Genomic DNA, 26,070 nt, shown 5'->3' on the forward strand with positions numbered 1-26,070 from the left:
GGCGATTATAGGAATAAGACATATAGCAAAAAATAAAGTAAGCTTTATTTAATACATCACGATTGGCTATGTATTGAGTCATGCAATGGTTGGGGAACGAAGGCGAATCCTGACCTATGATTGATTAAGACCACATTGACAGGGAGAGTAACGGTGAGCGACGTGGAAAAGTTGGATTTAAATCTATTGAGCGTGTTCTTAGAAGTGTATCGATTAAAGTCGATCACGCTTGCATCAGAATCGCTTGGTATGACTCAGCCTGGGGTTAGCGGGGCATTGAAGCGATTGCAATCTCAGCTTGATACCGACCTGTTTATTCGTGAAGGGCGTGGGATTATTCCGACTAACGCTGCGGTGCAATTGGCAGACCGAGTAGAGCCTGCTCTAGAAGGGATAAGCAGCGCAGTAAGCACTTTAAAGACATTTGATAATCAGCAGCATCATGTGTTTCGTATCCTGGTGAATGAGATTGGATTAACCAAGCTTCAACCTCTCGTCGAGCAAGATGAGACGTTGGGCAATATCTCGATTGAATTCAATATGGTGCCGAACAACGAAGAAGAATTATTGCAAGGCTTGAGCATGCAACAAGCTGATTTAGCGATTGATATCCATTACCCGCAAGTTAACGGCTACATGAAGCAGCCGATGATTGAAGATGAGTTGGTGCTGATAGCTCGAAAGGGGCATCCGAGAATCAATGGCTCTGTGACGCAAGAGCAATATTACAACGAAAAGCATGTTACTTTTAGAATGCGTCGAACCCGTTTATACACGGCAGATTATTTTACCAAGTCGCCACTGAAACAGAGAAAAGTGAGTGCCGAGTGTGACTCGCTGATGACCATGTGTGTGCTGGTATCGGGCTCAGATTGTGTCGGCAGTACATCGCGTGATTTTGCCAATCAATTTTCCGAATCCTTCCAGCTTCAAGTCCTTGATCAGCCGTTTGAAATCTTACCTATGCAGCAATACATGATTTGGCATAAAAGAACCGATTTGAACCCTGCTCATCAGTGGCTGAGAAACAAGATTCAGCAATATATGGCTGATTAGCGAGCTACTCTTGCCGCTCGTTTCTGTTTATCGCTCTCTATCATCCTAGAAGGCGTCATACCGGTTACTAACATGGTACCGGTAATAACAAGAACCGAGCCGAAAATGGTGTTAAGGCCAATCGCTTCGTCTAAGAACAGGTTGCCCCACAAGATGCCAAAAACAGGAATCAAGAAGGTGACAGACAGAGCCGAAGGCGCACCCAATTCTGAAACGAGATTGAAGTAAAGCAGGTAAGCAAGGCCAGTACAAACGGCGCCTAGTAAGAGAACTGATGTGGTGATGGTGAGATCAGGAGCCTCTCTCATCGGCATAAAGAAGACAAACGGCAACACGATTAATACTGCAGCCCACATGCTGCCATGAGCGTTATTGAATGCCTCAACTTTAGGTGCTTGTTTGGTATAGTTTGACGCTATTCCGTAGCTAAAGGCCGCCATCACCGCCGCAAATATAGGAAGCACAGCCTCACGGCCAATGTTCATCGCATCCCAACCGACCAATACGCCAACTCCCGTTACCCCAATCCCAAGCCCTAATAGAACTCTTGCATCGAGTGTTGTTTTTGTCCATATCGCACCAATGATCGCCGCCCATATTGGCGCGGTAGAGTTCAAGATAGCGAGTGTCGACGCGTTCAGTGTCTGAGCTGCATAAGCGAAAAACAAAAAGGGAAGTGCGGTATTAAACAAGCCAAGAATGAAAAAGTGTTTCGCATGGGCATTAAAAGAAAGCTTCCTTTTCAGATAAAAAGAAACCAAGAGTAGAGTGACGGCAGCGCACAGAACTCGCGCCTCAATCAGCACCGCAGGGCCCAGCGGATTAGCGGCAATTCTCATGAACAGAAACGAACCGCCCCATATCGCAGCGAGAGTTATTAGTTTTATAAAGTTCACGGCTTATATCTCAGAATGTGTAAAACACCGACTATGTAGGAAAGATAACTATTACACAAACATAGATGCCAATACTGTGCAGTTATGGACATAAGATCGCGTCCATTAAATAGGAACAGTTTCGATTGATTTCGTTCTGTTTATTGTACCTTATTTGATGAGTAATCTAGCGTTAGACATCAAACTTAGGTGAACAAAATGAAGATTGAACACATCGCTATTTGGACAAAACAACTCGACGTGTTGAAGCAGTTTTATGAAAACTATTTCGGCGCGACATCCAACGTAAAATATCACAACCCAACCAAAGGGTTTTCTTCATACTTCCTCTCTTTCGAAACAGGGAGCCGTTTAGAGATCATGGAAATGGACTCGGTGCCTGAATCGAAAGATGACATCTACGATCAATTCACAGGCTTCATCCATATGGCGATTTCATTAGGTTCGGAACAAGCGGTGGATGAACTCACCAGTCGCTTGGTTAAAGATGGTTATGAGCGCTTAGATGGCCCAAGAAGAACTGGCGATGGCTATTATGAGAGCTGTGTACTCGATCCGGATGGTAATCGCTTAGAACTTACCGTTTAATGGAGGGAGCTTGAATAGCTTTTAACTCACTAACGGAACTGAGGTATTACAATGATGAAGCGTGCTTTGACTTTCCTTTTTAGTCTTGGGCTGATGGGATGTGCTACCTCAGAACCGGTATATGAACCAGAGGCTGACTCGAAGCCTGAACCATCCCAACCCATAGGTTACCTTGGCTTCAAAGCCCATCAAGAGTGGGCCATTCAATTTAACGACTGTACGGTCTACGATTTAACAGGCGCACAACCCTACCAGTGGTTTGATCGCATTTCAGCCGCTGTCAGCTGTTACACGTTTAAGCCAAACGATGCTATCGAACCTTTATCAGTCTATGCCGACGCAGATTTTGCCAGCAATAAGCTAACGCCGATCGACCGCTTTCAAGAGTTGCAGGTATCAGAGTCAGGCTGGGGCCATTTTCCTGCCGTCTATAAGACCAACGGCACCAATTGGCTGAAAGTCAAAGAGGGTTGGATTCACCTCACACTAGCCGATCAGACACTCGTTCAGTTCTACCCTGGAACTCAAGACCAATCTGGCAAATCACTGCATGATCAGTATTTTGAACAGCATTGATCGTAATGCTGACTGTTGATTAGTCTTTAGATCGATCAAAAAAGATCTTTTAACTGTTGCTGAAACCGGTTTCAATCTGTATCTTTGCTTTTATTGAAATCGATTTCAGAGTTGTAATTGCAGCTCAAATTCTGATCTTTTTCACGAATAACTTGTAGTGAGTAATGGTATGAACAACGAATTTTCGAACGATTTTTTATGGGGCGGTGCAGTAGCAGCGCATCAACTAGAAGGCGGCTGGGATGCGAATGGTAAAGGTGTCAGTGTTGTTGATGTATTAACAGCGGGCGCTCATGGTGTACAACGTCGAATCACCGATGGCGTGATTGATGGCGAAAACTATCCTAACCAAGTCGCAGTGGATTTCTACCATCGCTACAAAGAAGACATTAAGTTATTCGCTGAGATGGGCTTTAAGTGTTTCCGTACCAGTATCGCGTGGACGCGTATCTTCCCAAATGGCGATGAAGCTGAACCGTGTGAAGCGGGATTAGCGTTTTACGATGATCTGTTTGACGAGCTGTTGAAATACGACATTCAGCCTGTGGTAACACTGAGCCACTTTGAAATGCCTTACCATCTAGCTAAGGAATATGGCGGCTGGATGAACCGCAAAGTGATCGACTTCTTCGTTAAGTATTCAACTGCAGTGATGGAACGATACCAACACAAAGTGAAATACTGGATGACGTTTAACGAGATCAACAACCAGATGAACACCTCGGCAGATATTTTCGGTTGGTTATGCTCAGGCGTGAAGTTTCCACAATGCGAAAAGCCGCAAGAGGCGATGTATCAAGCGGTTCACCATCAGTTTGTTGCAAGTGCTTTGGTGGTTAAGAAAGGTCACGAGATCAATCCAGATCTTCAAATCGGCGCAATGTGTGCGATGGTGCCTTTCTATCCTCGTTCTTCTAAACCGGAAGACATTATGGTGGCACAACAAGCGATGCGTGACCGTTACTTCTTCTCAGATGTGATGGTTCGCGGTCATTACCCAAATTACGCTACGCGTGACTGGGCAATCAAAGGCTTCAACATTGAGATGCAGCCTGAAGATGAGCAGATCCTAAAAGAAGGTAAGGCTGATTACTTAGGCTTTAGCTACTACATGTCGAATACCTTGGATTCTTCTTCTCACCAATCTACAGAAGAAGCGATGGACGGCGGTCATGAAAATTCGGTCGATAATCCGTTCATCCAGTCTAGCGATTGGGGCTGGCCAATTGATCCGACGGGTTTGCGTTTCTGTTTAGCGTCTCTGTATGAACGTTATGAAGTGCCATTGTTCATCGTTGAGAACGGTTTTGGCGCGGTTGATACCATTGAAGAAGATGGCAGCATTAATGACGACTACCGTATCGCTTACCTTGGCGACCACATCAAAGAGATGAAAAAAGCCGTTGCGATTGATGGTGTTGATTTGATGGGTTACACCCCTTGGGGCTGTATCGACTTAGTTTCGTTCACCACGGGCGAGATGAAAAAACGCTACGGATTCATTTACGTAGATAAGCACAACGATCAATCTGGCTCACTAGAACGCAAGCGCAAGAAGTCTTTCGAGTGGTATAAAGGTGTGATTGCATCTAACGGTGCCACTATTTAGAATGCATTCCCCAGCGCAGTTATGTGAACTGTGAGCTGTCATTTTGCAATGAATTAGTCGGCCTATGTCGGCTAATTTTTTATAAAGGAAAAGAAGCGAATGGTAACCATGCTTGATGTCGCAAACCGCGCAGGCGTATCTAAATCGACCGTTTCTCGTGTCTTAAATGGCAAGAACATCGTGCGCCCAGATGTGGTGAAAAAGGTATTTGATGCGATTCAAGAAACAGGTTATCGACCGAACTTGTTGGCTCAGCAATTGGCGACCAAGAAGACCAATTTCATCGGCTTTGTAATTACCAATGAGTTGTTCAATGGCCCTTACTTCTCTTCCTTGATGTATCACGCGGCTTCTTATAGCGAAAAGTCGAATCACCAATTGGTGATCACCGATGGCAAACACAGCGCTGAAGACGAAAGAAAGGCGATCAATTTCCTGCTGGATATGAAGTGCGCGGGCATCATCATCTATCCGCAATGTTTAACCGAAAGCGAGATAGCTCAGATCATCGAAAGCACTGACACTCCGATTCTGGTACTCAACCGAGAAATGCCGTCGAAACCCAATCATGCTATTACCACCGACCATTATCAGAGCGCTTGTTTGATGGTTGAACACATCATCGAGCAGGGTCATACCGATATTGCAGTGATTCGTGGTAAAGCCGGTTCTTCGACCGATGAGCTGCGTTACCAAGCCTATCAAGATGTGTTAACTAAACATGGTGTTGCATTGGATGAGTCCAACGTTGTTCAAGGTGATTGGACGATGGAGAGCGGTTATCACGCGGCTCAGGCTTTGGCAAAAAGCAGAACCACATTCACTGCTATCTTGTCTGAAAACGATGATATGGCGATTGGTGCGATTAAGGCGTTAACCGAACTTGGGTACTCATTGCCTCAAGATGTTTCGATCGTCGGCTTTGATAACAGCAAAGTGGGGGCGTTTTTAACGCCAAGCTTAACGTCTGTGAGTGTACCATTAGAGCAAATGACGCAAAAGGCGATCCTGCAAATTGTCGGTGAAACAGAGCAAGCGACCACCATCAATACCACTGGTAGTTTGGTGTTACGTGATTCGATAGCGAAGCTAAATTAGCACTGTTCGAATTTCATATTTTACCTACAAAAAGTGACGAGCTGCGCATCTCTTAAACCAAGCTCAAACACTCCTTATTCACTGTTATTTAGATGTGCGATATTGCGTTTTTGGTCGATGAATTGACCACCATTAGTTAAGTAATGTGAAGCTAGATAAGTAATATGAAAATAGCTAATTGATGTGAGAACAGGTAAGTAACGTGAAAACAGAAAAACAAAAAATGCTAGCAGGTGAACCTTATCAGGCTTGGGATAAAGAGCTTTATGCAGCTCGTATCGAATGTCGCAAGGTGCTTCAAAAACTCAATAACAGTATTCCTGGCACATCTGAATGGGAAGCAGCAACGCAAGAGCTCATTCCGGACTGTGAAAATGCACATTTAGAACCTCCATTTCGTTGTGACTACGGCTCGAACATCAAGCTAGGCAAGAACTTCTACGCTAACTTTAACTGCGTGATTTTGGATGTGGCTGAAGTGACTATTGGCGACAATGTGCTGCTTGGTCCGAACGTTCAAATCCTGACTGCAGGTCACCCACTCGATGTGAAAGGCTGTGTAGAAGAAGGCGTTGAGTTTGGCACACCGATTAATGTTGGCAACAATGTTTGGCTTGGCGGTGGTGTAATTATCTGCCCCGGTGTCACCATTGGCGAAAACAGCGTGATTGGCGCGGGCAGTGTCGTAACCAAAGACATCCCAGCCAATGTGGTTGCAGTCGGTAATCCATGTAAAGTGCTGAAAGCGATCGATAACGAGTAATAATCAGATTGAATTGATAAAGCCCGAACCTAGGTTCGGGCTTTGTTTTTTCTATTCTTGCTAGATGCTAGATGCTAGATGCTAGATGGAACAGCTTGTTGTGCTTGCTTCTTATCTAACGCACCACTGAATCGAGTCAGAACAAGAGCGATCAAAACGATCACAGCACCTACCCAAGGGGTGTTCATTAATCCAGATTTCGCGACAATCAAACCACCGCCCCATGAGCCTAATGCAATACCGACGTTGAAGGCTGCAATGTTCAATCCAGAAGCGACATCGACGGCGTCTGGTGTGTATTTCTCAGCCAGTTTCACAACATACACTTGTAGTCCTGGAACGTTACCGAATGCGAATGCACCCCAAACCAAAATGGTAGCAACAGCTGCGTAAGGGTTTACTGCGGTAAAGTTGAATACCACCAGTACTGCGGCTAAACCAGAGAAGATAACGGTCAGTGCTTTAATTGGGCCCATCTTGTCGGCCATTTTTCCGCCCCAGATGTTACCGACCGCCACTGACACACCGTAAACCAACATGATTAAGCTGATTGAGCTCGAATCAAATCCTGATACATTTTCCAGTATTGGAGCAAGGAACGTAAACGCTGTGAATGTGCCGCCATAACCTAGTGCTGTGATAGCGTAAACCAACAGTAAGCGTGGTTGAGTTAGAACCTTTAGTTGTGCTGAAATCTTCGCCGCTGGTGGTTGCTTAAGGTTGCTTGGAACCAAGATAGCGCTGCCGATAAGAGCAATAAGACCAAGCAGAGCAACGATCAAGAAGGTCGCTTGCCAGCCAAAGGTTTGGCCGATATAAGTGCCCAGTGGTACGCCGGTTACCAATGCAACCGTTAAACCTGTAAACATGATCGCAATGGCACTGGCTGCTTTATCTTTTGAAACCAAACCTGTCGCGATGGTCGATCCAATCGAGAAGAACACGCCATGGGCAAGGCCAGTCAAAATTCGTGCGGCGATCAGCGTGTTATAACCCGGAGCTTGCCACGCCAATAAGTTACCAATGACAAACAATGCCATCACGGTCAGCAACACCGCCTTACGATTCCATTTGCCGGTTAATGCCGTTAATACTGGTGCGCCAATGGCAACGCCAAGCGCGTATAAACTGACTAATAGGCCTGCCGATGGCAGAGATACATTCAAGTCGCTCGCCATGGTAGGAATCAAGCCTACGATGACAAATTCTGTGGTTCCGATGGCAAAGGCGCTGAGCGTCAATGCAAGTAATGCTAATGGCATAATCATCTCTCTTACTGTTCTTTGTTAAATACCGAGCGCGATAAAATGGGGCAGCTTGTGACTGCAATAGGAGCGCTTCGTTTGATGGCGAGGATTATCTAGCAAAATATATTTGTGAAAAATGCCGCTATTCACAAATAACCTTTGTGAAATTTGCAATAATTAAAGAGTTAGCCGATCATTGGGTTAAGCTGATGAGATCGAAAAGACTCAGATGATTTGAGCTGTGATGAGCACAAGCGAGATGACATTAAACAAAATGAAGATAGCGAAGGAGCCTCATGTTAACCCGTTCAGATGATTTAGAAATGGTACTCACCGTTGTCGATGCTGGTGGTTTTTCTGCGGCGGCAGAGGCGCTGGATGTGCAGGTCGCCAAGGTGTCTCGTTCGGTGAGTAAGGTTGAGTCGCAACTCGGCGTCTCAATATTCAACCGAACAACGAGACGCGTGGAATTGACGGAGGAAGGACGGCAGTTTGTCGATTCAGTCAGGGTGGGATTACAGATGATTCAGAGCGCGGAAGAAGAAATCGTGTCGCGCGGAGAGTTGCCAAAAGGTCGTTTAAGAGTCGATGCCGCCAGTCCATTCGTATTCCATCAGCTAGTGCCGTTGGTGCAGTCATTCAAAGAGGCTTACCCAGACATTGAGTTGGAACTCACTTCCAACGAAGGCTTCGTTGATCTTCTCGAAAAGAGAACTGATGTTGCGATTCGAATCGGTAAGTTGTCCGATTCAACACTGCACGCTCGCCCGTTAGGAAAAAGTTTACTCCATATTGTTGCGTCACCTGATTATCTCGCTAAGCGTGGGCTGCCCACCAAACCTGAAGATTTGAGTTCGCATCAAATTGTGGGGTTTGCGGGTAACAAAGTGCTTAACCATTGGCCTTTACCAAACCAAAGTGATGTCGCGCCTACTGTGACAGCCAGTAATGGTGAAACCGTGCGTCAACTAGTCTTAGCTGGAAATGGGATTGCTTGTTTATCGGGGTTTATGGTGCAGGAAGATATGGCAGCAGGGCGTCTAATCCCTATCTTGGAACAAGACAAACTTGCCAACACAGACCGAGAGCGAGTGAATGCGGTTTATTACAAGTCGTCCTCTGTCTCTAAACGTATCTCGGCGTTTATTGACTTTATTCTGCCCCGTTTGAGCTTGTAGGGAAGGCTTGTGTAGGGACGATAAACGTTATGTAGTGTGAACAATGTTTTCGGTGTTGATCCTTACATGTCCCTTAGATGAACAACAGCTTTAGCGCTTACGTAAGTAATGCGTTTGCACGATCTCATATAAGTAAGTCGACACGCCTGTTAGTGTGAAATCAAGCGGTGAAACTAGATCTCCAAACAATGGTGAAGCATCACCCAGACCGAACTGAACTCACTATTGAAATGGTCGAAAAGCCGCTGAGTTTATACTGTTTAGCGCTCACTCAACTTAAGTGATCTGTAGGCCAATTTACCGACCTTTAAATTTATACTGGATAACTACCTATAAATTTATACTGGATAATTACCTATAAATTTCAGGATTTAGCAGTAATAATCAATGAATAGATCGGAATAGCTTGTTCATTGAAAAGCTGTACGGAAAGTTTCTAAAGACGCATCGTGAAAAGGAAGTCAGATACATGCCTGTGCTCCAACGCATCAGTTTAACGTTAATCTTAATCGCCGTTTTAGGTGGGTGTTCTTCACTTCCTGAAGGCATCGATCATCCAACAGAACCGCCAACCTCTCCTGCACCTAGCTCTTTATCGGTTCTAACCAATGAATTTCAGCCTGAAGCTTTAGAGCAAGGCAACACTGCGGTTCGTCTGCAAGAGTCCGGTTGGGATGCGTTGGCACAGCGATTAGCGCTGGTAGAAAGTGCCGAGCACACCATCGACATTCAATACTACATCTGGAACTCTGACGAATCGGGAAGCTATCTCGCTAGCCGTTTATTAGCCGCGGCTGAGCGTGGTGTGAAGGTGCGCGTAATGCTGGATGATATCAACCTCAACGAACGTGAAGGGTTGCTGTCGGCATTGGATGCGCACCCGAACGTCGAGATTCGTATCTTCAACCCAACACCAACACGCCGCGGCTTCAGTAAATGGCTGAGCTTTGTCGGTGATTTTTCTCGCTTAAATCGCCGCATGCACAATAAGTCGTTTACCGTCGATGGTACTTTGTCTGTGGTGGGTGGACGTAATATTGGTGATGAATACTTCGACCTTTCTGATGAAATCAATTTCCGAGACCGCGATGTATTAGTCATGGGCTCGGTAGTTAACACCATCCAAACCAGTTTTGTTGAATACTGGAACAGCCGTTGGTCTTACCCTGTCGATATGCTGGGTGATGACGAGCAACCTGATCTCTCGAAGATAGATAATATTGTCGTTCCGCATTATCAAAATTACCCGGAATTGCCACTAGATCGTAAGGCTGCTGATAGTTTGCTGAAAGAGGTGATTGGTGAGATGGCATGGGTGAATGCGCGTTTTGTTTACGATCAGCCTGTTCCTGATGATTCAGACAATACCGATGAACCGAAAGCGACCGCGATTCTTCTAGGTAAGTTAGCGAGTGAATCGAAACAAGAGATCTTATTGGAATCGGCTTACCTTGTATTCGATGATGGTCAGCTTGAAGAGTGGCAAGTGTTGAACAATAAGGGCGTTGAGATAAAAGCGCTAACTAACTCTATGGCCTCTAATGATCTGGTGACTAATCATTCTGCTTATGCGGGCAGACGTTACGATATGTTGGAGCATGGCATCGATCTGTTTGAGCTAAAACCAGAATCTAAGTTGTGTGAAGCATCGACTCAAGACGTGTCTAAATGTGCGCCTGAGACAGCCTATGGCTTGCACGCTAAATCAGTCGTATTCGACCGCAGCATCGCGAGCATCGGCTCATTTAACTTCAACTTGCGCTCTACCTACCTCAATACTGAATCGGTTTTGATCATCGAAAATAAAGAGATTGCTGAAACGTTAGCAGACACTATTGAGCAAGCAATGAGTGAAGATAATAGCTGGCGCTTGGAATTGGAAGACGGTGATGTGTATTGGTATTCAGGCGATCAACGTTGGGACAGCGAACCTGACACTGGTCAATGGGAACGAATGCAGTCAGGCTTCCTACAGTTGTTACCGATTGAGAAATATCTGTAAGCTAGCCGCCTCCGGATAAATAAAAATGTCAGCGTATATTACGCTGACATTTTTGTTTGTACTGCTGTTTGCTGTGGTTTGTTGCAAGCTCTTAACGGCTTAACGGCTTAACGCTTGGTCAGCTGCTTGCTGTTCAAGTAAGGCAGGATATGCGGGCGAGATTCGCCAGACAGCTTTTGCGTGATCTGCTGTGACCAACTGCTCTGTTTTTGGTTGCTTGAACGGCTTGCGTAGTAGCTTTGCATCGAATCATCGTAGCTGGCAATGTCATCTAGGCTCAGCGGTTGGTATTGGTTTTCGTGCATCACCACGTGAGCTGGAAGGCGAGGCTTGACCTCTGGTTGCTGTGCCGGATGACCTAAGCACATCCCAAACAACACGGCGGTATGTTGTGGTAGTTCTAACAGTTCATCGACTTGTTGTGCGCTGTTACGCAGCCCGCCAATGTACACGCCACCTAAACCTAGAGACTCAGCAGCCAACATGCAGTTTTGCGCCATGATGCCAGAATCGACAGCGCCAATCAGGGTCAGTTCAGTAAAGTCGGTTTTCACTTCAGGGTTGATTTGAGCGTGGCGTTGATAGTCGATACAGAACACCAAAAACTCAGCCGCGTTCTCCACGTAAGCTTGATTGCCTGCGTATTCGGCTAGCAGTTTACGCTTCTCTTTGTTTGTCACTCTCACGATAGAAACAGCCTGCAGTAAGCTCGATGACGAAGCCGCGAGACCAGCCTGAATAATCACATCAAGTTGTGCTTTTTCAATCGGTTGATTTGTATATTGACGAATGGAGCGGTGCCCCAGAATAGTTTCAATCGTGCTGTTCATAACTCTCAGACAGTCCTTGTGATGATGGCGTAGAGAATCACAATAACGACAATTACCATGAGCGTAAAGGGCATTAGAGCCTTTCTGGTTGACATATTTCAGCAGCGTCAGCCCAGTTTTTGAGATTCTATTTATAATCGATTAATGCCAGCTGCTATGCCGCTGGCATTTTATTATTGAGTGAAACTTGCTTCGAAATAGGCACCAAATGCTCAGAACTGTCGGATAAAATAGGGCATACTGGACTCAATATATAAACCCAAGAAAGTAACCACGCGCATGAATCCAATCTGCCTCAACGACCCTTTTTCTCTTCCTAATGGCCAAGTGATCAAAAATCGCCTGTTCAAATCGGCAATGAGTGAACAGCTAGGTGATAAACATCATAACCCTAAGCAAGGTTTAGTCACGCTTTACCAGCGTTGGGCTCAAGGAGGAATTGGTCTATCCATGACGGGTAACGTGATGGTCGATAGAGGTGCGCTTGGTGAACCTAAAAACGTTGTGTTGGATGAGCAAAGTGACTTAAGCGTATTTCGTGAGTGGGCGAAGTCTGGAACACAAAATGGTTCGCAGATATGGATGCAATTGAACCACCCAGGAAAGCAAATCCCTAAATTCTTATGTGATAGCCCGGTTGCCCCTTCAGCTATCTCTTTAGAGCGTGGATTAGAAAAAGGCTTTAATACGCCACGAGCTCTGACTGAGAAGGAAATAATCGCAATCATTGATAAATTCGCGCTGAGTGCAAAGCTTGCAAAACAAGCGGGTTTTACTGGTGTACAGATTCACGGTGCTCATGGTTATCTTGTCAGTCAGTTTTTGTCTTCTAGACACAATCAACGCCAAGACAAATGGGGTGGGTCACTCGAAAACAGACTTCGTTTCGTGCTTGAGGTTTATCGCGCGATTCGAAAAGAGGTTGGTGAAGATTTCCCTGTCGGAATTAAGCTCAACAGCGCCGACTTCATGAAAGGTGGCTTCACTGAAGAAGAGTCGATGCAGGTTGTGCAAACACTGAGTGATAACGGTATCGACCTGATTGAGATCTCTGGCGGCACCTATGAAAGTCCATCAATGATGGGTTCAAAGAGCAAAGCTGAATCAATCAAGTCCAGCACAGTAAAACGTGAAGCGTATTTTATGGATTACATGGTTAAGGCGAGAAAACTCGTGAATACACCGCTGGTGGTCACGGGTGGTTTTCGAACCGCGCAAGCAATGAATGAAGCATTAAACACCTCGGCGACCGATTTTATTGGTATTGCGCGAACAATGGCGGTTGATCCTGATTTCCCTAACAAGTTAATTGAAAACCCTAGCCACGGCATGCCACTAACGGTGCCAACCACAGGAAAACCCGCATTAGACAAGGTGGCGATGGTCGGGCTGGTTTGGTATGAACATCAGATGTGGCGCATTGCCTCTGGCAAGAAAGCCGACCCAAAACTAAGCGCACTCGGTGTGGTGGTAAAAACAATTCTCAGCGCTGGCTGGCACGCTTTCAAAAAGCGCAGAGTGTAAGCAGTCATGGATTGATAAAGCAGAACTTTGAGGAATTGAAGTTCTGCTTTTTTGTTTGTCTCCTTTTAAGTTCTCGATAAATACATCGCAGAGCACCCTCAGCCAGCTTAGCTGTGGTACTAATCTAATACCAACATGAGCATTGGTTATAGTGTTCATAAGTGGCAAATCAGAGTAGACCAACTAGGATGAATTGAATTAAACCCTACAATTAATTCAACAACATGGTAGTTGCTATGATGAAAATAACCCTCTTATCTGTCGCGATCTTATCCAGTCTCTCTTTCTCATCTTTTGCTAAAGATTGTGATCCCAACTTGCTGCCTTCTTGGAGGACAGCGAGAGCAAATCCGCTATCGTCGACTTTGTTGGGCAAGCCACTAAAGCTGAGTCTGATACGTTCGTGGCAATTGAAGATCGCATTGCCGTGTTCGATAACGACGGTACGCTTTGGTCGGAAAAGCCTTATTACTTCCAATTAGCCTTTGCACTAGATCGTGTAAAAGAGATGGCGCCTGATCACCCTGAATGGAAAACCGAAGCACCGTTTAAGTTTGTACTCGAAGATAATATTGAGAGCGTTCTGGGCAGCGGTGAAGAAGGGTTATTGAAAATCATCATGGCGACACATTCTGGTATGACTGTTGAGCAATACCAGCAAGACGTTGAGCAATGGTTGACGGTAGCAAAAGATAAACGTTTCAACAAAGCCTACACAGACCTTACTTACCAGCCAATGAAAGAGATGCTGACTTACCTTCAAGAGCATGACTTCAAGACTTACATCGTGTCGGGCGGAGGCGTTGATTTCATGAGAGCGTGGGCTCCACAAGCTTATAATATTCCTACAGAGCAAATCATCGGTAGCGCGCTTAAATACAACTACAGCTACAACGATGGTAAGCCAACCGTTACTAAAGACTCGTCCATTTTGACCATTGATGACAAAGCCGGAAAGGTCACTAACATTCAGCATATTATCGGCAAGAAACCTATTCTAGCGGTCGGCAACTCAGACGGTGACCAAGCGATGATGCAATGGGCTACGAGCCAACCCAACTCAATGGCGATGATTGTTCATCACACTGATGCTGAGCGCGAGTGGCAGTACGATCGTGAGTCTCACGTTGGCAAGCTTGATAAAGCGCTAGATGAGGCGAATTCCAGAGAGGATTGGACACTGATCGACATGAAATCAGATTGGTGTGAGGTGTACTAACGCCAAGTATACCCTTGGTCAAAACTTCAAAGGCTCGGATTTTAAATTCGAGCCTTTTTTGTGAGCGGAGGTTTTTGGAATGAATGGTTTGAAAGGAATAAGGTGTTATGGGTTCGCTTTAAGCAAGAACGTACTATAAATTTTCAATGCATGACGGTTTAATCGAGTTAGTCGGAAATTAAAGGAATAGCAAAATGAAAACGATCGGTTTGCTCGGCGGTATGAGTTGGGAGTCGACAGTGAGCTACTACAAATCCATCAACGAGGGCGTTAAAGCCACACTCGGCGGGCTCAATTCTGCAAAGGTTTGTATGTACAGCGTGAACTTCGATGAGATAGAAAAGCTTCAACATCAAGGTCGCTGGGCTGAGACGGCGGATATCTTATCGGACGCGGCTTTATCGGTAGAGAAAGCCGGAGCGGACTTCATCCTGATCTGTACCAATACCATGCATAAGGTCGTTCCTGAGATCGAAGAGAAGATCACGATTCCTATCTTGCACATCGCTGATACCACAGCGCAGAAGTTGCTGGAACAAGGAGTGAAGAAAGTCGGATTACTCGGCACGGCTTTCACGATGGAACAAGATTTCTATAAAGGCCGCCTGACTAACAAATTCGGTATCGATGTGGTGATTCCTGATGAGAGTGATCGAGAGAAAGTCCACAACATCATTTATCAAGAGCTGTGTCGAGGCCAAGTAAAAGAAGAATCTCGAGATGTATACCGTCAAATCATTGAGAAGCTAGGCCAACAAGGTGCAGAAGCCGTTATTCTGGGCTGTACTGAAATCGCCCTCCTGATTCAGCAGCAACACACTGATGTTCCCTTGTTTGATACCACAGCCATTCATGCAGAAGCGGCTGTACGTTTGGCGACGAGTGATTAACTTCTAGTTCTTATTCTTAGTTCCATAGCTGTCCTATTTTCGCTCTTGTACGATTTTCATTCGTTGAAGTGAAAGTTTTTTGTACAAAAGCAGGTCGTTAGTTAAAGAAGCGATGCTTTGTTCATTAACCAAGGCCTTATCGGTAGGTAAGGTTTTAGTTAATGACTGAGGTATCCGCGCTTTTAAGCACTATGCTTTAGTCATGACCGAAAGAGGATTTATTATGAAATGGCTTATCTTATCTGTAACGCTGTTATTCGTGGCAGGATGCCAATCGACGGGGTCTCAAGAAGCACAAGTCGGTGACGACATGAATCGAGTTCATACCCAAGGGTGCAGCAGCTAATCTTCTTTTGTGGAAACACATTTTCAGCTGCTCCGGTAGAGAGTTACCCCTACAAAGCCTTGTGTTGTCACAAGGCTTTTATTTTATACAAAATCTAAAAACTGATTCGACTATATCGCGAATTATCAATGAATACTGGTGTTGATAAACTCTGTTTTATTAAAGCACGCTCTCGTGCTTATAGACCGGAGAAACCAATATGAATTACGAGGGAAAAGTATATCGTCCATGGATAGAGGCGAAGAGCATTCTGATTCAAACCACTTTAGGTTGCAGTATCAACACGTGCACGTTCTGTAATATGTTCAGCGATAAGCGATTTAAGGTTCGCGACATTGAAGACGTGTTTAAAGATATTGAAGAAGCGCGCCTGATCTACCCTTACGTTGAATCGATTTTTCTTATTGATGGCAACGTGATGGCAGCTCGTACGGATTATCTGCTTAAGGTCTTGGATAAGCTTCGTCATACCTTTCCTGAAAGTAGAAAAATATCACTCTATAGCGGTTTGAATGATTTTCGTAGAAAGAGCTTGAGTGAGCTTAAAGAGCTGAAAAGTGCAGGGTTAAGCATGGCGTATGCAGGTCTTGAGTCTGGTGATCCTGTTGTGCTCGATAATATCAAAAAGCGTATGACACCAGAGCAAGCGATTGAGGGCATGGCGCAGGCAAAAGAGGCAGGTATCAAAACTCTACTGTCGTTTATTATTGGACTCGGCGGTCGTGAGCGTTCCCGCGAGCACATTGTCGAGACAACAAGGTTGCTGAATATCATGAAACCTGAGCAGATAGCGCCAATGGCGTTAGCAATATAACCAGGAACGGCTTTGGAGCAGCAAGTTAATGACGGTACGTTCATCATGCCGACTCAACTTCAGATCTTAGAAGAGGAAAAATACTTACTCGAGAACCTCAATAACGATACTTTCTATTGGGGTGACCACGGTAACAACATCGTGACTCAGAAAGGCTTCCTACTTGATTCTAGAGAGCAGTTCTTAGCCAAGGTGAATCATGCGATCACATCTAATCCAATGGCTAAAGACAGTGTTATTCAGACGTTTGCTTGGTAGCGTTTAGTTAAAAACGATACTTGCAGGCTAAGTAAAAATCGAAAGAAGTATTGTTTTCGAGGCGGGATAATCGCCATAAACCTACTTCCGTTACTGAGACAATTCAAAATCAGCAAAGCCATTTTCTTGGTGGATGTTGTAAATTTGTGAATCTGAATTGTCTATATTCTATGCTGTGTACTGGATCTCATTTGTTATTTGACTCCCTTGCTAAGGTTAATAATGAATGCGTAATACCAATCACTTTACTCAACTTAAGAGGTTTCTATGCTAGGTGAAAATCATTCTCTTGTTCACGAATTTCCTGAAATGAAAGATAAAATTGCTGAGCTTGTTAAAACTGACGATGGCTTTGCAGCAGACATGAAGACGTACGACAACCTTGATAAAGAGATTCGTAAGCTTGAGCTGAAAGATTCACCCATTGATGACGGCTCGATGCACCAACTGAAACATGATCGTTCTGTACTGAAAGATGCACTGCATGCACGTTTAACTGGCTAGTGAGCTAGTAATTTTGCTGATTAGCTAAATGGCGAATTGCAGACTTAGACAAAAAAACTCCTTCGGGAGTTTTTTTCGTTTTGGCACAATAACATCTTCACAATTCAACTGAGTTAATACGTTGTATTGTTATGTGAATGACGCATAATGAGGGTTACTGGTACACGATTTTTAAGATTTTATTGGTAATCTCATGAATATTGAACACCTCAAATTGTTTGTTCGTTTAGCTTCCACACATAACATCAGCATGGCTGGGCAAGAGCTTGGTTTGTCTCCTGCTGTTGCAAGCTCGCACATCAGTAAACTGGAAGACAATTTAGGCGTTCGCTTGGTCCACCGAACCACTCGTAAGGTCTCTTTAACCGAATAGGGGGAAGCATTCTTACCTCATGCTGAAGAAGTGTTATCGAGCGTGGATGCTGCCAAATCGGCGGTCGGTGTGGGTTGTGATTCTCCAACCGGAACGTTGCGAGTTACCGCATCTGCGTCTTTTGGACGTTTGCATCTTGTTCCTGCCTTACCTGGATTCTTAGAGCGCTACTCTGGGTTAAAAGTCGATCTCAGGCTATCAGATTCGATGGTGGATGTTGTTGAGGGTGGCTTTGATATCGCGATTCGTATCTCGGAGCTGAAAGACTCGACACTGATTGCCCGAAAACTTGCGACAGACAAGCGTATTGTGTGTGCATCGCCTGATTACTTAATCAAATATGGTAAGCCAGCCAAACCTCGAGATCTTAACGATCATCAATGTATTAGCTTAATTGGTTTAGAAAACTGGACCTTCAATACTGAAAGCGGGCCTAAGACGATTAAGGCATCTGGGTCGTTCAGGGCAGATAACGGGGAAGCACTGCGTGACGCAGCCTCAGGTGGTATGGGGATCACGGTGACATCGAATTGGTGTGCCTATGAACAACTGAAAAGCGGTCAGCTGGTTCAAATATTAGAAGATTACCCATTAACATCAGAGCCTGCAATTTGGGCTGTGTACCCAAGTACAAGGTTACTTGCACCAAAGGTGAGAGCCTTCATTGACTACTTCTCTGAATATTATGGTAATCCGCCGTATTGGGAGAAAACATAGAGACAAACGTTATTAAAGCGCTGACATGGTGAGCGTTTTTAAATGTGTTGTTTCGTTGAGATAAAGAATAGCAACCTTTTGTGAAGTTGATAATCAACCGGATTAATAAAACACTATTTAGTTTTTGTTGAAAATAGAGGTGTGAATAAAGTCTCAGGCTGAGCGGAATAGTAGACAATAAAAAAGCTTAGCGTGGGGAGCGCTAAGCTTTGTCATTATTTATATTCAGGAGCGGATGGTTTTGCTAGAAGAACTAACCGACTTGAGAAAAGTTCACCACAGTGCTTTCAAGATTCTCTTTTAAGTAGCTAGAAACTGCATGCTGCTCTGTTTCACTTAAGTACAGGCCAAGCTTGGTTCTGCGCCACAAGATGTCTTCGTCAGTCATCGCCATCTCTTCATTGATCAAGTAATCGATCTCAGCTTGATAAACGCCGTGTGCTTCGCTTGAGAATTGGGTACCAAGATCAGCTTCGCTCGTTGCACCTTCCAGCAGCTTCCAAGTGTAAGTACCAAATTGGGTCACGTAACGAAGTAGCAGTGCTTCTGGTGCCCAAGGGTATTTAGTGTGCATCATTGCTGCAAGCTGTTCGCGGCTGCAGCTGAAGTTACCACCCGGTAGTGTGTCGTTAGCTGTCCAAGGTGCGCCCATGTGTTTCAGGTAAGGTTCTAGCTTGTTCAGTGCCGCTTCACCGAGTTTACGATAAGTGGTCAACTTGCCACCGAAGATCGAAAGCAGTGGTGCTTGATCTAGCTCTGCGTCCAATTCCAATGTGTAGTCACGAGTGATCGCTTGTGGTGAATCAGATTCGTCGTCACAAAGCGGCCTTACGCCACTGTATGTCCAAACCACGTCTTCACGGCCAAGCTGTTTAACAAAGTGCTGGTTAACGATATCAATCAAGTAATCTACTTCGACATCATCAATTGCGACGTTACGTGGGTCGCCTTTGTATTCAAGGTCGGTAGTGCCGATGATCGAGAACTTATCTAGGTAAGGGATCATGAACACAATACGATTGTCTTTGTTTTGCAGAATGTACGCTTGTGGTTCGTCGTGAATGCGTGGCACAACAATGTGCGAGCCTTTGATCAGACGAATATTACGAGGCGAAGCCTGCTCTAACCCATCATCAAAGAACTGCTTAACCCAAGGGCCTGCAGCGTTAACAAGCGCTCTTGCTTTGCGTTCAAAGCGTTGGTTTGTCATCACATCAAGGATCGTCACATGCCAAATACCACCTTCGCGGTGCGCTTTTTCAACACGGCAGTAGTTACGTACTTCTGCGTTGTTTTCTTTTGCTGCCAACACGTTGAGCAATACCATACGAGCATCATCAACCCAGCAATCTGAGTATTCGAAGCCTGTCTTCATTTCTGGTTTCAGTAGCCCTGATTTTGCTAGGTTGACTGTCTTACTTCCAGGAAGAGTGGTGCGCTTACCCAAGTTATCGTAAAGGAATAGGCCACAGCGAATCATCCAAGCTGGGCGTAAAAATGGTCGATGAGGTAAACGGAAACGCATTGGCTGAGCAACGTGAGGCGCTTTTCTTAACAAGACTTCACGTTCAGCGAGTGCTTCCGAAACCAAACGAAATTCGTAATGTTCAAGGTAGCGTAGGCCACCGTGGATAAGCTTTGAGCTAGCAGAAGACGTCGCAGACGCGAAATCATTTGCTTCGTATAAGCCAACGTTTAGACCACGACCTGCTGCATCTGCCGCGATGCCTGCACCATTGATGCCGCCGCCAATCACGATCAAGTCTAAAGTGGAAGATGTACTGTTGTTTGAATTATTTTGTTGAGCACTCATGGTTTTGACCTCTTTCTGAGCGAACGAGCATTTTAGAACATAATTGAATCCTATATGAACTTTCGTTTGCGGTCATTTATTATTTTCGTTTATGCGCGTTTTATGTGATTTGGGCATAAAAAAACCTCTGCTTATGAAAGCAGAGGTTCAAATAAGACTAATTCGAGCATAGAAGCGACAGTGACAGCGAGCAAGTTTTACTTTATTAACTTTTCTATAAAGAATGGTGATTCATTTAAGAAAGTGGCGTCACTGAGCTCTTATGTTTAGTTATTCGCTCATAGGACGAGCGGTATCGATCACTTCTAATGGTATTGCCGAATCTTTAAGGATGTTGAGAATCTCTTCCGGTGGCTGCTTATTAGTAAACACCATGTGGGCCTGAGAGATATTGCCGAGCTTAACCATCGCGTTACGACCAAACTTAGTGTGGTCGACGGCTAAGAAGATGCTGCGACTGTTTTCGATGATGGCTTGTTTTACACGAACTTCGTGGTAATCAAAATCGAGCAGTGAGCCATCAAAGTCGATGCCGCTGATGCCTAAGATGCCGAAATCGAGGCGGAACTGCTTTACAAAGTCGAGTGTCGCTTCGCCAACAATACCGCCATCGCGGTTACGTACTTCACCGCCCGCCAAGATAACCTTGATCTCTGGGTTCGGAAGAAGGATGCTGGCAACGTTAATGTTGTTGGTGACGACTCTTAGCTGTTTGTGATTTTTATTGAGTGCACGTGCCACTGATTCTGGCGTGGTGCCGATATCAACGAACAGGGTTGCACCATCTGGGATGTGCTTAACCAGTTCGTCGGCGATCACGTCTTTTTCGTTGAAGTTAAGCGCTTTACGCGTGTTATAAGAGGTGTTTTCCGAGCTTAAAGGAATGGTTGCACCACCATGATAGCGACGAATTTTGTTTCTATCGGCAAGTTCATTGAGGTCTCGTCTGATGGTTTGTGGGCTGACATCGAACTTTTCAACGAGCTCTTCGGTGCTCACATATCCTTGTGTTTTTACCAGATCTACAATCTGCTGGTGTCTTGGTATCTGCTTCACTTAACTTACCACTCCCTGCGCGCAAAGGGCTCTAGCGCGTCAAAATCGAAAATATAAACTCACGCTATTGTGCTCGAATTGATGAAAAGAGAGAAGTAATGATGGTAAGGAATCATGTCTAAACCGCAAAAACGCTGGTCAAAAAGTGGAATTTGAGCCTGAAACGCAAAAAAGAGCACAAAATAGTGCTCTTTTTAGTTTCGTTTGCTGAGGTTCGAGCAATCTAATCGATGAGGCTGCTCGAGTTCCTAGGTCAACGATTAATGATTAACGATGAGCTGAATACTCAGTATTACTCTTCGTCGTCATCGTGCAGTTCAGACCAAACCTGTGCACACTTGATTGCACGCTTCCAGCCTTTGTAACGGCGGTTACGTTTCTCTTCGTCGTGGTGCGGCATGAAGGTGCGGTTAAGAACGGCTTTGTCTTGAAGCTCGTCAATGCTGTCCCAGAAACCAACCGCTAGGCCAGCAAGGTAAGCGGCACCCAGAGCCGTTACTTCCGTTACTTCAGGGCGGTGAACCTCAGTATCAAGCACGTCTGATTGGAATTGCATTAGGAAGTTGTTCGCTACTGCGCCGCCATCAACACGTAGGTTTGCTAGCTTGATGCCAGAGTCCGCTTGCATCGCGTCTAGTACGTCACGCGTTTGGTAAGCAATACCTTCCAAGGTTGCACGGATGATGTGGTTAGAGTTAACACCACGAGTCAGGCCAACAATCGTACCGCGAGCGTAAGCATCCCAGTATGGTGCGCCTAAACCAGTAAACGCAGGGACTACGTAAACGCCGTTTGAAGAATCTACTTTGGTTGCGAAGTACTCAGAGTCTTCTGCGCCAGCCAGTAGTTTCATTTCATCACGTAGCCATTGGATTGATGCGCCGCCCATGAATACTGCACCTTCCAGTGCGTATGCAGGTTCGCCTTTAGGGCCACATGCTAATGTCGTTAATAGGCCGTTCTTCGATGTTACTTTCTCTTGGCCTGTGTTCATCAGTAGGAAACAGCCCGTGCCGTATGTGTTTTTCGCTTGACCAGCTTCAACACACATTTGACCGTAAAGCGCTGCTTGTTGGTCACCCGCAATACCAGCGATTGGAATACGAGTACCGCCTTTACCACCAAGGTTCGTTTGGCCGTAAACTTCAGAAGAGCGTTTCACTTCAGGCATCATTGATGCTGGAATACCCATCTCGTCTAGTAGCTTGCTGTCCCAGCATAGGTCGTTGATGTTAAACAACATAGTACGTGATGCGTTAGTGTAATCCGTAACGTGTACACGTCCTTGAGTCATTTTCCAAACCAACCAAGTATCAACGGTACCGAACAGTAATTTGCCAGCTTCAGCGTCTTCGCGAGCGCCTTCAACGTTGTCTAGAATCCATTTTACTTTTGTACCTGAGAAATACGGGTCAAGGACTAAGCCTGTATTGTCACGTACGTAGTCTTCTAGGCCACGTGCTTTAAGGTCTTCACAGATGTCTGCAGTACGGCGACACTGCCATACGATTGCGTTATAAACAGGCTTGCCTGTCTCTTTGTTCCAAACAATGGTGGTTTCACGTTGGTTCGTGATACCAATGCCCGCTAGCTCATCGCTGCGGATGCCTGCTTTAGCAAGAGCTTCAACCAATGTAGAGCTTTGAGTCGCCCAGATTTCCATTGGATCATGCTCAACCCAACCGGCTTTTGGATAAATCTGAGTAAATTCTCGTTGAGAAGAACTAACGATGTTTGCATCGTGATCGAGGATTACAGCGCGAGAACTTGTGGTGCCTTGGTCTAGGGCAACAATGTATTTTTGCTCGGTCATGGTAAGAATCCTTTTTCTTTTGTTATTTATATTTTAGTAAATGTAGGGTCGCTTAGGAATTAAGCTTGAGCTTGTTCAGCTTCTTCTTCTGTTTCACATTGGTTTGGAATTGTGCAGCCTTGGCCTTCTACTGGTAGGTAAGCACCGATAACACGTGGGTACAACCAACCACCAAAACACGCACCAGCAATTGGAGCAAGAATTGGAACGATGAAGTAGGGAATATCACGAGCACCGCTTAGTGCGAAATCCCAACCTGCAAAGTAAGCGAACAGTTTTGGTCCGAAGTCACGAGCAGGGTTCATTGCAAAGCCAGTCAGTGGACCTAAAGAACCACCGATAACCGCGATAAGAATACCGATCAGTAGAGGGTTCATTGCACCGCGAGATGCGCCGTTGTTCTCATCACCTAACGCTAAAATGGCAAACATCAACACTGCAGTAATCACGAATTCCACAGCAAAAGCGCCGAAGAAAGAAAGTGAAGCATGTGGGTAAGTCGAGAAGATACCAGCAGTTGATAGTGCGTCTTGGCTGCTACGAACGAAGTTATGTGCGATTTCGTAGTCAGTAAATAGGTTGCTATACAGGCTGTAAACCAATGCTGCAGAGCAGAAAGCGCCAAGCAGTTGCGAAATGATGTAAGGCACCACTTTCGCTTTATCGAAGCCATGGAACATGGCCAGTGCAATCGTTACGGCTGGGTTGATGTGTGCGCCTGAAACGCCGGCAGTACAGTAAATTGCAATCGCAACACCGAAGCCCCAGATGATGCTGATTTCCCATTGTCCGAATGTCGCACCAGTTAATACCAGAGCGGCCACACAGCCAACGCCAAAGAATATGAGTAATCCTGTGCCGATAAATTCAGCCAAGCATTGCCCAAATAAAGAAGGGTGTTTGTTTGTTGTCATGTTCGAGTCCTTTTTAGTTTTGCTTATCTAGCACGTGTATTGTGCATATATTTGCGAACTCGAAAATAAACGAACATCAAAAGTGAGCGTTTGAGCATAAAATTGTTAATTAAAGTCACTTGAAATGTTAATCCGAACACTTTTGCTCGAAAAAGATGCTCGCATGAACGTCATTGCTCGAATTGATAGGTTGCGAAGCCGCTCAAACTACCTATATGTAAATGAATGCGCAACTGGTACGAGGAGTTTATGTTTGGATTTGTGATGCTACTTCGTGAGTGGCGGATTATTAGACTTAATTAGGGAGGGCTGTGTGATGTTTTTGCTATGTAACAAGGGAGTTAACAAATGAGCTTATATGCATAAATGAATAAACTGCCAACTATGTTGTAGTTTGGCAGTTTTCATTTGGGTGTATGTTCTTGTTATACGAGACGAACTTACCGCTCTAAACCAGAGCTGCCACTTTTCCTTTCGCAACCAATTGATATCGAACCGAGTCATACGCCCAGTTGAACGCAATCGCGTAAAGTACGAAGAAAATAACTAGGCCGATGTCCATGATCAGTACGGTTAGGAAGTCGAGTTGTAGAACCCACATCAAGACAGGTAGAGTCACTGTCATTAAGCCAAGCTCAAAACCTAATCCGTGCAGGATACGTGTTTTCGTGGTTCTTTTGCTTCGGTCTGCTCCGTAAATTTTGTCGTAGCCATAGTTGTAAACGTAGTTCCAAGCCATCGCTATCAATGATATTGCGAGCGCTAAGCCTGCCATTTCACCTGCGCCGTTTCCTGTAATATAGGTTGCAAGCCCTGCCATCAAAACCAAAGCAACCAATTCAAATAGCACCATGTGCAACATGCGTTCTTTATGTGACATTTTTCTAACTCTCTTTACGATTAAATAGCCGCCGATGGGCTAATGACTTGGCTAAATAATATCTACTTAAGTGATAATATAAAGATAGTTAGCATCACATATAGTGATAGTAAGTTTTGGGAGACACCGAATGTACAACATTGAACAACTGAAAATGTTTGTGTATGCCGTTGAATTAGGGTCATTTTCTGCCAGTGCTCGTCATTTGGGGAAGGTGCAGTCGGCGGTGAGCCAAGGCATCAGTAATCTTGAAATAGATTTTAATGTTGAGCTTTTTGATCGTTCGACTCGAAAGCCTTCACTAACCAAAGCAGGCGAGCAGTTATTTAAACAGGTGAAAGCGATCGTGCTTCAGGTTGAAGATCTGAATGTGACGGTTAGTGCGATGGGTAGCGGTGAAGAGGGGCTCATCAAAATTGCATTAGATGATTCATTACTGGTTCCGAACTTATCTAAGATCCTTAGTCAGTTCAGTCAACAATTCCCTGCTACTGAAGTTGAACTGGTTGCGTATACCACAACAGAGGTCAATCCGTTAATTATCGAAGAGAGAGCCGACATTGGATTGATGTTTACCAACTTGGCTTTTGATGTCGGTTCTGAGCCATGCTTTATCGGTCACTTACCGTTTATTGCTGTGTGTCATCCAAGTCATGCGCTCGCAAAAACAGGTGTGGCGAAACTCTCTGACTTACTCCCGCATCGTCAGTTAATGTTGAGGGGAGACAAAGGTAAGGTGATGGATCAGTTTCCGCTGATTGCCGGAAAGGTATGGTGGTCAAACAGCTTTATCGCCATTAAAGAGATGATTCTTGGTAGCGATATCGGTTGGGCATACTTACCGAAACACCTTGTTGAAGAAGAGCTTATTAAACAGCGCTTGGTAGAGGTGAATGTGTCATTTGACCATAAAACTTGGTCGCCTCCGGTTGATCTTGTTCTGTCTAAAACACGCTCAAAAGGTCCTGCATTACTTTGGCTTGAACAAGCATTGAAAGGCCTATTAGACGAAACTGAATAAAGAAAAGGCTCACCGTTTAACGTGTGAGCCTTTCTGTTCAAAGTGATGCTGCTTTTTGTTAGTTCTAGTTCTAGGTGTAGACGTA

At 45.0% G+C, this 26,070-nt stretch carries 21 protein-coding genes and 4 pseudogenes; 17 read left to right on the forward strand and 8 right to left on the reverse strand.

The window, feature by feature from the left end; genetic code table 11:
- The first annotated feature begins 153 nt into the window (after positions 1-153).
- Positions 154-1,056: a LysR family transcriptional regulator gene (locus tag A6D97_RS02360; protein ID WP_017059462.1), complete on the forward strand. Its 903-nt coding sequence runs from the start codon at positions 154-156 to the stop codon at positions 1,054-1,056.
- On the opposite strand, the gene A6D97_RS02365 is transcribed toward A6D97_RS02360, so the two are convergent.
- The gene (locus tag A6D97_RS02365; RefSeq protein ID WP_083190204.1) at positions 1,053-1,952 is read right to left on the reverse strand and encodes a DMT family transporter; all 900 of its coding nucleotides are present in this window, start codon (positions 1,950-1,952) and stop codon (positions 1,053-1,055) included. The two genes, A6D97_RS02360 and A6D97_RS02365, sit on opposite strands and share 4 nt — an antisense overlap.
- Before the next feature lie 198 nt (positions 1,953-2,150).
- On the opposite strand from A6D97_RS02365, the gene A6D97_RS02370 reads away from it, so the two are divergent.
- The 5 genes from A6D97_RS02370 to A6D97_RS02390 all read left to right on the forward strand — a co-directional run bounded on the left by A6D97_RS02370 (position 2,151) and on the right by A6D97_RS02390 (position 6,586).
- Positions 2,151-2,540 (forward strand): VOC family protein, encoded by a 390-nt coding sequence (locus tag A6D97_RS02370; protein WP_017089523.1) that lies wholly within the window; start codon positions 2,151-2,153, stop codon positions 2,538-2,540.
- 51 nt (positions 2,541-2,591) lie between these two features.
- Positions 2,592-3,116 (forward strand): hypothetical protein, encoded by a 525-nt coding sequence (locus tag A6D97_RS02375; protein ID WP_065583751.1) that lies wholly within the window; start codon positions 2,592-2,594, stop codon positions 3,114-3,116.
- Positions 3,117-3,285: 169 nt separating this feature from the next.
- A complete protein-coding gene (locus tag A6D97_RS02380; RefSeq protein WP_065583752.1) occupies positions 3,286-4,725 on the forward strand; it encodes a 6-phospho-beta-glucosidase in 1,440 nt (479 codons plus the stop codon).
- Positions 4,726-4,824: 99 nt separating this feature from the next.
- The gene (locus tag A6D97_RS02385; RefSeq protein WP_017064029.1) at positions 4,825-5,823 is read left to right on the forward strand and encodes a LacI family DNA-binding transcriptional regulator; all 999 of its coding nucleotides are present in this window, start codon (positions 4,825-4,827) and stop codon (positions 5,821-5,823) included.
- A 202-nt stretch (positions 5,824-6,025) separates the two neighbouring features.
- Complete coding sequence (locus tag A6D97_RS02390) at positions 6,026-6,586, forward strand: sugar O-acetyltransferase (protein ID WP_065583753.1); 561 nt, start codon at positions 6,026-6,028, stop codon at positions 6,584-6,586.
- A gap of 74 nt (positions 6,587-6,660) precedes the next feature.
- On the opposite strand, the gene A6D97_RS02395 is transcribed toward A6D97_RS02390, so the two are convergent.
- Positions 6,661-7,848, reverse strand: coding sequence for an MFS transporter (locus A6D97_RS02395; protein ID WP_017062388.1), 1,188 nt, complete (start codon positions 7,846-7,848; stop codon positions 6,661-6,663).
- A 281-nt stretch (positions 7,849-8,129) separates the two neighbouring features.
- On the opposite strand from A6D97_RS02395, the gene A6D97_RS02400 reads away from it, so the two are divergent.
- The 3 genes and pseudogenes from A6D97_RS02400 (at position 8,130) to A6D97_RS02405 (ending at position 11,013) form a co-directional block, all read left to right on the forward strand.
- Entirely contained in the window at positions 8,130-9,011 is an 882-nt protein-coding gene (locus tag A6D97_RS02400) for a LysR family transcriptional regulator (RefSeq protein WP_065583754.1), read from the forward strand.
- Between the two features lie 200 nt (positions 9,012-9,211).
- A pseudogene (locus A6D97_RS22340) lies at positions 9,212-9,295 on the forward strand (TetR/AcrR family transcriptional regulator); the annotation flags it as partial.
- Positions 9,296-9,480: 185 nt separating this feature from the next.
- Positions 9,481-11,013: a phospholipase D family protein gene (locus A6D97_RS02405; RefSeq protein ID WP_065583755.1), complete on the forward strand. Its 1,533-nt coding sequence runs from the start codon at positions 9,481-9,483 to the stop codon at positions 11,011-11,013.
- Positions 11,014-11,120: 107 nt separating this feature from the next.
- Here the strand turns inward: A6D97_RS02405 and nfsA are convergent, their stop codons facing one another.
- The gene (nfsA, locus tag A6D97_RS02410) at positions 11,121-11,843 is read right to left on the reverse strand and encodes an oxygen-insensitive NADPH nitroreductase (RefSeq protein ID WP_017066969.1); all 723 of its coding nucleotides are present in this window, start codon (positions 11,841-11,843) and stop codon (positions 11,121-11,123) included.
- Between the two features lie 279 nt (positions 11,844-12,122).
- On the opposite strand from nfsA, the gene A6D97_RS02415 reads away from it, so the two are divergent.
- From A6D97_RS02415 to A6D97_RS02440, 7 genes and pseudogenes are all read left to right on the forward strand, one after another.
- Positions 12,123-13,367, forward strand: a complete 1,245-nt coding sequence (locus A6D97_RS02415; protein ID WP_065583756.1) for an NADH:flavin oxidoreductase/NADH oxidase family protein — start codon at positions 12,123-12,125, stop codon at positions 13,365-13,367.
- A 236-nt stretch (positions 13,368-13,603) separates the two neighbouring features.
- A pseudogene (locus A6D97_RS02420) lies at positions 13,604-14,586 on the forward strand (HAD family hydrolase).
- 194 nt (positions 14,587-14,780) lie between these two features.
- Positions 14,781-15,476: an aspartate/glutamate racemase family protein gene (locus A6D97_RS02425; protein ID WP_065583757.1), complete on the forward strand. Its 696-nt coding sequence runs from the start codon at positions 14,781-14,783 to the stop codon at positions 15,474-15,476.
- A 223-nt stretch (positions 15,477-15,699) separates the two neighbouring features.
- Complete coding sequence (locus A6D97_RS22290) at positions 15,700-15,822, forward strand: hypothetical protein (RefSeq protein WP_258182976.1); 123 nt, start codon at positions 15,700-15,702, stop codon at positions 15,820-15,822.
- Between the two features lie 199 nt (positions 15,823-16,021).
- Positions 16,022-16,894: pseudogene (locus tag A6D97_RS02430) on the forward strand (radical SAM protein).
- A 267-nt stretch (positions 16,895-17,161) separates the two neighbouring features.
- A complete protein-coding gene (locus A6D97_RS02435) occupies positions 17,162-17,398 on the forward strand; it encodes a YdcH family protein (protein ID WP_017067743.1) in 237 nt (78 codons plus the stop codon).
- Positions 17,399-17,591: 193 nt separating this feature from the next.
- A pseudogene (locus A6D97_RS02440) lies at positions 17,592-18,488 on the forward strand (LysR family transcriptional regulator).
- A 253-nt stretch (positions 18,489-18,741) separates the two neighbouring features.
- On the opposite strand, the gene glpD reads toward A6D97_RS02440, so the two are convergent.
- From glpD to A6D97_RS02465, 5 genes are all read right to left on the reverse strand, one after another.
- Complete coding sequence (gene glpD, locus A6D97_RS02445) at positions 18,742-20,301, reverse strand: glycerol-3-phosphate dehydrogenase (protein ID WP_065583758.1); 1,560 nt, start codon at positions 20,299-20,301, stop codon at positions 18,742-18,744.
- A gap of 270 nt (positions 20,302-20,571) precedes the next feature.
- Entirely contained in the window at positions 20,572-21,357 is a 786-nt protein-coding gene (locus tag A6D97_RS02450; protein WP_017064020.1) for a DeoR/GlpR family transcriptional regulator, read from the reverse strand.
- 292 nt (positions 21,358-21,649) lie between these two features.
- Positions 21,650-23,170 (reverse strand): glycerol kinase GlpK, encoded by a 1,521-nt coding sequence (gene glpK / locus A6D97_RS02455; protein WP_065583759.1) that lies wholly within the window; start codon positions 23,168-23,170, stop codon positions 21,650-21,652.
- A gap of 59 nt (positions 23,171-23,229) precedes the next feature.
- Positions 23,230-24,084 carry an MIP/aquaporin family protein gene (locus A6D97_RS02460; protein WP_004732234.1) on the reverse strand — a complete coding sequence of 285 codons (855 nt, stop codon included), beginning with the start codon at positions 24,082-24,084 and terminating at the stop codon, positions 23,230-23,232.
- A gap of 448 nt (positions 24,085-24,532) precedes the next feature.
- Complete coding sequence (locus A6D97_RS02465; RefSeq protein WP_017066100.1) at positions 24,533-24,964, reverse strand: PACE efflux transporter; 432 nt, start codon at positions 24,962-24,964, stop codon at positions 24,533-24,535.
- Between the two features lie 130 nt (positions 24,965-25,094).
- Here A6D97_RS02465 and A6D97_RS02470 point away from each other — a divergent pair, with 130 nt between their 5' ends.
- Positions 25,095-25,985, forward strand: coding sequence for a LysR family transcriptional regulator (locus A6D97_RS02470; protein ID WP_065583760.1), 891 nt, complete (start codon positions 25,095-25,097; stop codon positions 25,983-25,985).
- The last annotated feature ends 85 nt before the right edge of the window (positions 25,986-26,070 follow it).

The sequence above is a fragment of the Vibrio sp. ZF57 genome (genome assembly GCF_001691235.1).
GTDB lineage: Bacteria > Pseudomonadota > Gammaproteobacteria > Enterobacterales > Vibrionaceae > Vibrio > Vibrio crassostreae_C.

Excerpts from the sequence above, each read along its gene's own strand:
- A6D97_RS02370 (WP_017089523.1), top strand. The coding sequence starts at position 2,151 with ATGAAGATTGAACACATCGCTATTTGGACAAAACAACTCGACGTGTTG.
- nfsA (WP_017066969.1), bottom strand. The coding sequence starts at position 11,843 with ATGAACAGCACGATTGAAACTATTCTGGGGCACCGCTCCATTCGTCAA.
- A6D97_RS02380 (WP_065583752.1), top strand. The coding sequence starts at position 3,286 with ATGAACAACGAATTTTCGAACGATTTTTTATGGGGCGGTGCAGTAGCA.
- A6D97_RS02460 (WP_004732234.1), bottom strand. The coding sequence starts at position 24,084 with ATGACAACAAACAAACACCCTTCTTTATTTGGGCAATGCTTGGCTGAA.
- A6D97_RS02375 (WP_065583751.1), top strand. The coding sequence starts at position 2,592 with ATGATGAAGCGTGCTTTGACTTTCCTTTTTAGTCTTGGGCTGATGGGA.
- A6D97_RS02385 (WP_017064029.1), top strand. The coding sequence starts at position 4,825 with ATGGTAACCATGCTTGATGTCGCAAACCGCGCAGGCGTATCTAAATCG.
- A6D97_RS02425 (WP_065583757.1), top strand. The coding sequence starts at position 14,781 with ATGAAAACGATCGGTTTGCTCGGCGGTATGAGTTGGGAGTCGACAGTG.
- A6D97_RS02395 (WP_017062388.1), bottom strand. The coding sequence starts at position 7,848 with ATGCCATTAGCATTACTTGCATTGACGCTCAGCGCCTTTGCCATCGGA.
- A6D97_RS02435 (WP_017067743.1), top strand. The coding sequence starts at position 17,162 with ATGCTAGGTGAAAATCATTCTCTTGTTCACGAATTTCCTGAAATGAAA.
- A6D97_RS02400 (WP_065583754.1), top strand. The coding sequence starts at position 8,130 with ATGTTAACCCGTTCAGATGATTTAGAAATGGTACTCACCGTTGTCGAT.
- A6D97_RS02405 (WP_065583755.1), top strand. The coding sequence starts at position 9,481 with ATGCCTGTGCTCCAACGCATCAGTTTAACGTTAATCTTAATCGCCGTT.
- A6D97_RS02415 (WP_065583756.1), top strand. The coding sequence starts at position 12,123 with ATGAATCCAATCTGCCTCAACGACCCTTTTTCTCTTCCTAATGGCCAA.
- A6D97_RS02470 (WP_065583760.1), top strand. The coding sequence starts at position 25,095 with ATGTACAACATTGAACAACTGAAAATGTTTGTGTATGCCGTTGAATTA.
- A6D97_RS22290 (WP_258182976.1), top strand. The coding sequence starts at position 15,700 with ATGAAATGGCTTATCTTATCTGTAACGCTGTTATTCGTGGCAGGATGC.
- A6D97_RS02465 (WP_017066100.1), bottom strand. The coding sequence starts at position 24,964 with ATGTCACATAAAGAACGCATGTTGCACATGGTGCTATTTGAATTGGTT.
- glpD (WP_065583758.1), bottom strand. The coding sequence starts at position 20,301 with ATGAGTGCTCAACAAAATAATTCAAACAACAGTACATCTTCCACTTTA.
- glpK (WP_065583759.1), bottom strand. The coding sequence starts at position 23,170 with ATGACCGAGCAAAAATACATTGTTGCCCTAGACCAAGGCACCACAAGT.